The organism is Acaryochloris sp. IP29b_bin.148 (assembly GCF_028285565.1).
Lineage (GTDB): Bacteria > Cyanobacteriota > Cyanobacteriia > Thermosynechococcales > Thermosynechococcaceae > Acaryochloris.
Map to the genome: position 1 here is coordinate 1 of NZ_JANQOY010000210.1, position 8,144 is coordinate 8,144.

The window sequence follows — 8,144 nt, forward strand, 5'->3', positions numbered from 1 at the left end:
ATCTGTCAGCATGGCACGCATAGTGGGGCTGTCATCAACTACCATTACTGTTGTCATGTCTCTTTTCCCTTTTACCTCCATGAGACCCACAGCTCTTCACTCAAGGATTCCCTGTTAAGACTATCTAGCTAACTTTGAATACTCCGTATTTTTACGAGAATTTCGCTTTAAATCAACAAGCTGCCATCCTTTTGGGCTCATGGTCCAGAGTGCCAGCACTAAAATAGAACCAAAAACATAAGGCAGATCAGCTTTACCTGGGGTAAATCGCTAACACTAATAAAAAATTAGCGAGTTGAGGTCCACCTATCATTTGGTTCAATCTTTATATTAAACGAAGTAAGAACAAGACTTCTCATTATCTACGCACAAGCATAATTCAAGATCAGTCCCCAGCAAATCAGGGTAAATACGTAGATTACGGATAACACACCCAATAAACAATACAAATGTTTTACCCTGCTATCCCAGCGAACGTGCTTTTCTGCTGACAACAACTGATGATGCCGATATCGCTGATTCCTCCTGCATTGACTGGCGCTTCAATCGCATGTACCGATAGAAGAGTAGCTTATTGAATAAAGCGGATGAATTTCTTTTTGCCAACTTGCAAAACATGACCGATTAGATCCTCTGGTACGGCCAGGGTTTGATCCACATCGGTGATCTTCGAGCCATCTAATTTTACGGCTCCCCCTTTAATTTGACGACGAGCCTCGCTACTCGATGCACATAAGCCACTTGCACTCAGAAGATAGAACAGTTTTGCCGGGAATGTAACATCAGCCAATGAATACTCCGGAATAACGGCGGTTTGGCGCATATCTCCCTGGGTTACCATTGCGGCCAGCGATCGCTGGGTTTCGGTGGCAATAGCTTCGCTATGGTACTGGCTGACAATGGTATGGGCTAGAAGTTTTTGACTATCGCGGGGATTGGCGGGCAATTGCTGAAGTGGCACATCGGTTAATAATTCAAAATACTCACTGATTAAGGCGTCGGGCGTTTTTTCCAGCTTGGAGTACATACTGACCGCATCTTCTGCCAAGCCCACGTAATTATTCAAAGATTTAGACATTTTTTGTACCCCATCGGTCCCCAGCAGAATGGGGGTTAAGAGGCCAAATTGAGGGGTTAAGCCAAAATGCCGTTGTAAATCTCGACCAATGGCAATATTGAATTTTTGATCGGTTCCCCCGAGTTCCACATCTGCTTGGACTGCCACTGAGTCATAGCCTTGTAGCAGCGGGTACAAAAATTCGTGTAAATACACGGGGGTACCCTGCTGGTAGCGCTCAGCAAATCCTTCTTTGGCCAACATTTGGCCCACCGTCATCGTTGTCAGCAATTCGAGGATCTTCGCCAGATCTATCTTGGCCAACCATTCAGAGTTATAACGAACTTCTAGTCGTCCGGGCGTATCAAAATCCAAAATTGGTTTGATTTGATCCAAATAGGTGCGAATATTGTCCGCAACTTCTGTTTCTGTTAGCTGTCGACGCACCTCAGATTTGCCTGTTGGATCACCCACCCGAGCTGTAAAGTCACCAATAATTAGGACTGCTGTGTGTCCCAGATCCTGGAAAGCGCGGAGCTTTCGAATGGGTAAACTATGCCCTAAATGCAAATCGGTGCCTGTGGGGTCAATCCCAAGCTTGATCCGCAGTGGTCGATCCGTTATGTCTAATTTACGGGCCAGATTAACATCCGTATCCTTGGACTCAGCGTCATAGGGGAAAATATCGCTAACGCCCCGCTGGAGCAATGAAGATACCGCATCTACCATAAGTTGAATTTGAGCGCACAACAGATCAAGATTAGGGACATTGGGGAATCGCCTAAGCTCTGGAACAGTAAACAACCAAACGTTAAGCTTGCCATGCTCCCTTTTCATCTTAAGGGAATGGCTGTGAGCATAAACGATAAGAATAGCAGTCCAGGCTTTATTTCATGTTCAAGGAAGAAATTGACGTCTTGTGGCAAGACGAGGATGATAAGCTATGCTCAAACACAATGAGAGTCTCCTGTTCTGCCACGATTGAAAGGCATCGCATCCCTGCTCAGCCCTATCCATTCCTTGCTTTCTAAGTAGTATACCTGAGCAAAATTGCTAGGATAATGCCTGAGTGGTGACTGCTCTCATTTTTTCTCAAGGATGTAAAACTGCTGTGTCCCTATCGCGAACTGCCAGCCAAAAGCGCCCACAAAGCTTACCCCAAAAAACGAGTTTCATCGGTGGTATTGGGAAAGCAGCGGGTTCAACGATTTTGATCACCACCATGCTAGCCAGTGCGGCAATAGCGGGTGGCTTAATGGGGGTAGCCATCAGTTTTCGTAACTTGCCAGATGTCCGGTCTTTAAAGGGGTATATCCCCAATGAGACCACCCATATTTATGACATCAACGGCAAAATCCTCGCCAGTCTCCACGATGAAGAAAACCGCGAAGTTGTCCCTCTGGATAACATTTCTCCCCATTTAAAACTCGCGGTTTTGGCGATTGAGGACAGTAATTTTTACAAGCATGATGGCATCAATCCCTACGGGATTTTACGAGCCATGGTCGTGAATTTACAGCAGGGAGAAACGGTCCAGGGAGCATCAACCCTAACGATGCAGCTGGTCAAAAATTTGTTCTTAACGCCCAGAAGGGAATTAGGTCGGAAGGTATCGGAAGCGGTCCTGGCCATGCGCTTGGAAAAGCTGTTTAAAAAAGACGAAATTTTGGAAATGTACCTCAATCAAGTGTATTGGGGACATAATACCTATGGTGTTGAGACCGCAGCCCGGAGTTATTTCGATAAATCGTCCTCGGAACTCAACTTGGCAGAAGCGGCCATGATGGCAGGCATTATTCAAGCGCCTGAAAGTTATAGTCCTTTCGATTATGATTCAGTCACTGATGAGACCCTCGAAATCGCCAAGCGGCGGCAAGCGGTTGTTCTGAATCGGATGAAAGAGCTGAACTGGATCACGGCAGAAGAAGAGAAAGTGGCTCTGGACACACCGTTGAAATTTGGGAAAGTCACCTCTTTTCAAGTCAGTCGCTCCCCTTATGTCACGAATACGGTTGTCAAGGAACTCACGCGGCGATTTGGCAAAGATGCCCTCAGCAAAGGCGGGATGAGGATTCAAACAACTATCGATTTAAAACTCCAGGAAATTGCCGAAGAATCAGTGCGTTGGGGACAACAACGCATCTCCTATAGTGCAGATCAAATGGCCTTGGTGGCTGTAGATCCTCGAACTCATTTTCTCAAGGCGATTGTGGGGGGGGTGGACAGCAAGAAAAGTGAGTTTAACCGAGCCACACAAGCGATTAGGCAGCCCGGATCAGCGTTTAAGCCCTTTGTTTATTATGCGGCCTTCGCCTCGGGGAAATACACACCGAGCACCGTCATTAATGATACGAAGGTGACATTTAATGATGGTACGGCACGCGGCTATACCCCCTTAAACTATGACAAAACCTACGGGGGGTCCATGTCACTGCGCCAAGCGCTGGCCACCTCTCGCAATATTCCAGCGGTGGTGCTGGGTCAAAAGGTGGGCGTCGAGAAAGTGATTGATATTTGCCGTGTATTAGGGATTAAAAGCCCCATCCCTCCAGTGATTTCTTTGCCCTTGGGCTCCGTAGATTTGACCCCCTTAGAGATGGTGTCAGCCTATGCCACGTTTGCGAATAATGGTTGGCAGTCAGAGACGACTGCGATCGCACAAGTAACGGATAGCAGTGGTCGATTGTTGTTAGATAACACGCCCCAACCGAAGTTGGTTTTGGATCCGTGGGCTTCTGCCTCCTTGACGCAATCTTTGCAAGCTGTGATTAATGGGGGAACCGGAACGTCAGCTCAAATTGGACGACCGGCAGCGGGTAAAACGGGAACCACCTCTTCTGAGCGAGATGTTTGGTTTGTGGGCTATGTGCCCCAACTCGCAGCGGGGGTATGGGCTGGTAATGATGACTACTCGCCGATGGGGCGTGGGGCATCCGGAGGAAGCTATGCGGGTCCTGTATGGCGTGATTTTATGAGTAAAGCGTTAGCTGATCAACGAGTTGAATACTTTAAATCTCCCAGTAGTTTTCCGAAGCCAGGGGGATAACCTTGTTGAGATGGCATGGGTTTGGGTAACAAGGACGATGTTCTCATTATTTCTATCGGCTGGGAAATCCGCGCATGACATCCTATCAACCCAATTTATTGATTCCACCGGACATCCTATCTGTTAAAGGTTTAACGGATTATATCCAGGCCCTCCTAGAAGATGATGCGTTATTGATGCAGGTTTGGGTGGAGGGGGAAGTTTCCAGTGCCGTTCGTCATCGGAGTGGGTTCTTTTTCACACTTCAGGATCCGCAAGAGCAAGTCTGCATCCGCTGTGTCATTTGGAATAGCTATTGTGAGCAGCTGGTCGTTGAGCCGGAACCCGGAGAACAGATCATTGTTTTAGGCCGGATCCGGTTGTACCCCCAGCGAGGACAGTATCAGCTGATCGCTTGGCAGCTTTTGCCTGCAGGTGAAGGGTTGCGGTCGCTGCGATATCAGCAATTGCGTGATCGCTTAACCCAAGAAGGACTGTTTGATCCGCTCCACAAACAAGCGCTGCCGTCCTATCCGCAAACGGTTGGGGTTGTCACCTCTCCCCAAGCTGCAGCTTGGGGAGATATCCAGCGCACGCTGAAGGCCCGCCATCCTGGCTTACATGTGCTATTCTCCCCCACGCAAGTGCAGGGAAAACAGGCCCCTGAAGCAATTGTGGTGGCCATTGAGCGGATTATCAAGGATGGTCGAGCAGATATTTTAATTGTGGCGCGGGGTGGTGGAGCGATCGAAGATTTAGCTTGCTTTAATGATGAGCGGGTGGTGCGCGCGATCGCAACCTGTCCCATCCCCGTCATCTCTGGCATTGGCCATCAACGCGACGAGACCCTCGCCGATCTCGTGGCTGATGTTTGTGCGCATACCCCCACGGCAGCCGCAGAGCACATCCCACGTTTAAGCGATTGGCAGGTAGACTACCGCAGCAGTATTGCTCGCTTGTATATTATTCTCAACCGTCAGCTCGATCTCGCCCATGAACATCTACTTCATCAGAAAACGCGCTTACAGCGTTTACAGCTCGATCGACGGGTAGAGCGGGAAGATAGGGTGCGATCTCGCCTCCAGCGCCAACTGCTCCAGGCAACAAAACAGCGCCTTGGACAAGCCCAGCAGCACCAACAGCTCTTACAACAGCAGCTGCTAGCCCTGAATCCTTCCGCAGTCTTGCAGCGAGGATATGCCCTAGTCCAAACGACTGATCAGCAAATTGTGCGTCATACCCACACCCTGCATATCAACCAAGAACTCCAGGTTCAGTTAGCTGAAGGTACCTTCACCGCCCGTGTTTCGTCTATACAGCCCCCTGCTTTAAAATCGGATCATGACTCCCAACGCTGATGCCCCCCCTTCTTCTCAGACAGACCCCCAAATACCGCCAAACTGGCGGTATGAAGACACCATCCAAACCGTAGAATCCATTATCAATGAGATTGAAATGGGGCAGCTCGATCTGGCCGAGGTCTTCGAAAAGTTTGCCGTTGCGATTACCTACCTACAGCAATGTGAGACATTCCTCGCCGATCGCCAAGGACAAATGGAATTGCTGATCGAAGAGCTGGGTGAGGACTCCGATTTCTAGCCTAAAACAACCAGATTCCAAGCATGCTCCCTGCAATTTGTCTCTTGAGTCGAAGAGAGGCACAAAATTCATTTAGTTTGGTAAGAAACTATAGCAAGGGACAGCGAGTAAGGCACAATTGAAGGTCATAGATGGCCACGCACACACATGTCTGAAGCACCAATACTCAACTCTAAAAAATTACAGCTGAGCACCAAGCTCGCCTATGGTGCAGGTGACATGGGGGCAGGCATTACAGCAACGCTACTGGCTTTTTCCCTATTGTTTTTTCTGACCAAAGTAGCTGGCTTAAACCCTGGGATGGCTGGAGCCGTCGTCGCCATTGGTAAAGTGAGCGACGCCATCAATGATCCGATCATTGGTGTGCTCAGCGATCGCACTCGCTCTCGATGGGGGCGGCGTCACTCCTGGATTTTAATGGGGTCGATCCCCTTTGGTCTATTTTTCTTTTTACAGTGGCTCGTTCCCCATTTCAGTAATAACGTCGCTGACAATAACTGGGGGCTATTTTGGTATTACGTTATTATCTCCATTCTGTTTAATTTAGCCTTTACAGCAGTCAATCTTCCTTACACAGCGTTAACAGCAGAAATATCCCAGGACTTTAATGAGCGGACCAGTCTGAACAGTTTCCGCTTCACCTTTTCCATTCTGGGAAGCATCCTCGCTTTACTGCTAGAAATTGTGATTAAAGGCATCATTCCGGATCCAACGCAGCAATACTGGGTTCTCGGATTAGTCTGTTCCGTCTTGTCGGTCCTGCCCTTATATTGGTGCGTTTGGGGAACAGAGGAACGGTATACACCAGAAACAGCAGCTAAGCCCCTACCAATCCTGGCTCAGGTCAAAATTGCCTTCTCCAACCGGCCCTTTTTGTATGTGATCGGCATTTACTTTTGTTCTTGGTTAGCCTTTCAACTCACAGCTGCTAATCTTCGCTTCTTTGTCCTCAAATGGATGGAATATGACGGTGACACTTGGATTGCGCTCACGGTCCAAGCGGTTGCGATTGTCATGCTATTTGTCTGGACAGCCGTGAGTGCACGGATGGGCAAACGGATGGTGTATTTTCTGGGAATGTCGCTGTGGATTATGGCTCAAGGTGGTTTATTTTTTTTGCAGCCTGGTCAAATTGTTGGCCTCTATTTCCTCAGTGTTATCTCCGGAGTTGGGGTGGCCACGGCCTACCTGGTGCCCTGGTCGATGCTGCCAGATGTTATTGAATTAGATGAACTCAAAACAGGGGAACGGCGAGAAGGCATTTTCTATGCCATTATGGTTTTCCTGCAGAAAATGGGGTTAGCCTTAGGCATTTTCCTGGTCGGGCAAGCGCTGGATGCCTCAGGATTTATTACGCCTGCCCCAGGATTGCCAATCCCGGCTCAGCCGCCTGAAGCGCTCTTTGCGATTCGCGTCATTATTGGCCCGTTGCCGACTGTGATTTTGTTGATCGGGTTACTCCTGGCCTATTTTTATCCTATTTCCCGGGAAGTCCACGCTGAGATTCTCTTAAAGCTGCGGGAAAGACGCTTGGGTTTACAGACATCTTCCAATCCCGCTCCCCCCCAGATGGATGTGATGGATGACCCCTGACCCGTAGAGGGACGATATTACATTTCAACAACAACCGTATTTCTACGGAGATTCCTACCGACCGAATTAGGGCCGGATGGACGACGGTATTGATGATTTGAAATCCATTGAATGACTTCCGTAGTTCCACGATGTTTGGTTTCAGTCGGAACTGCGACAGTAAGCGCATGGCTATCTTAGTGATTAACCTCACTTGCACTCAGAGATAGTCTCACTTGCACTCAAGGATAGTTATTCATCACTGGGGATAACTATCCTTTCCCTAATATTTGGAGATGATACTGACTTCGCCCCTAAATTGCCCTGTACTTAAGGACCATACTGCAATGGAAGAGACTGCTGTGGTGAATACTCAAGCCCACTCTTGTTCTAGGATTCGCGATCGCTACGTTGAATTAGCACACGCGGCTCATCAAGATTTGGGGGTTCACTGTCTCGGCTCAACCTACGATGACTATTACGCTATTGTGGCTCTTTACCCAGACATGGGCCAAACGCTGGATCGGGGAGTGTTGGCGGAAGCTCTGATGCACGGTGAATCACCTGAGCAAGCCTGTGCCCTGATCGCCCAAAGTCCTTACGTTCAGTCACAGCTCCATTCTCATCGTCAAGCCTTCCACACCGTGTCTGCTTACGGGATGCCTTTGATTGAGACCTATTCCCAAGTGTATCGAGCCTGCCACTCAGATCTGACATCTGAATAAACGTGAGTTCGACGAAGAAATAGGGCATGAGAAAAGACTGGGGCATATATTTGCAGTATGCCGTACCGCTTTACCTCAGCCATGTCTATCAGCTTACCCCGCCTTGATGTGACCGAAATATTCTGCGATGTCGATGATTTCTGTCGCACCTTTGAAGAGGCAGCCA

The 8,144-nt window shown here is 48.7% G+C and carries 6 protein-coding genes; 5 read left to right on the forward strand and 1 reads right to left on the reverse strand.

Annotated elements, in window-relative coordinates; all coding sequences use genetic code 11:
- Nucleotides 1-571: 571 nt before the first annotated feature.
- Nucleotides 572-1,786, reverse strand: a complete 1,215-nt coding sequence (gene tyrS / locus Q0986_RS19015; RefSeq protein ID WP_299414415.1) for a tyrosine--tRNA ligase — start codon at nucleotides 1,784-1,786, stop codon at nucleotides 572-574.
- 382 nt (nucleotides 1,787-2,168) lie between these two features.
- On the opposite strand from tyrS, the gene Q0986_RS19020 reads away from it, so the two are divergent.
- The 5 genes from Q0986_RS19020 to Q0986_RS19040 all read left to right on the forward strand — a co-directional run bounded on the left by Q0986_RS19020 (nucleotide 2,169) and on the right by Q0986_RS19040 (nucleotide 7,978).
- Nucleotides 2,169-4,103, forward strand: a complete 1,935-nt coding sequence (locus Q0986_RS19020) for a transglycosylase domain-containing protein (protein ID WP_299414400.1) — start codon at nucleotides 2,169-2,171, stop codon at nucleotides 4,101-4,103.
- Nucleotides 4,104-4,177: 74 nt separating this feature from the next.
- Nucleotides 4,178-5,440, forward strand: coding sequence for an exodeoxyribonuclease VII large subunit (gene xseA, locus Q0986_RS19025; RefSeq protein WP_299414403.1), 1,263 nt, complete (start codon nucleotides 4,178-4,180; stop codon nucleotides 5,438-5,440).
- Complete coding sequence (gene xseB / locus Q0986_RS19030; RefSeq protein WP_299414406.1) at nucleotides 5,424-5,681, forward strand: exodeoxyribonuclease VII small subunit; 258 nt, start codon at nucleotides 5,424-5,426, stop codon at nucleotides 5,679-5,681. The genes xseA and xseB overlap by 17 nt, the downstream gene beginning before the upstream one ends.
- Nucleotides 5,682-5,828: 147 nt before the next feature.
- A complete protein-coding gene (locus Q0986_RS19035; protein ID WP_299414410.1) occupies nucleotides 5,829-7,274 on the forward strand; it encodes an MFS transporter in 1,446 nt (481 codons plus the stop codon).
- A gap of 326 nt (nucleotides 7,275-7,600) precedes the next feature.
- Complete coding sequence (locus tag Q0986_RS19040; RefSeq protein WP_299414412.1) at nucleotides 7,601-7,978, forward strand: hypothetical protein; 378 nt, start codon at nucleotides 7,601-7,603, stop codon at nucleotides 7,976-7,978.
- Nucleotides 7,979-8,144 lie beyond the last annotated feature (166 nt).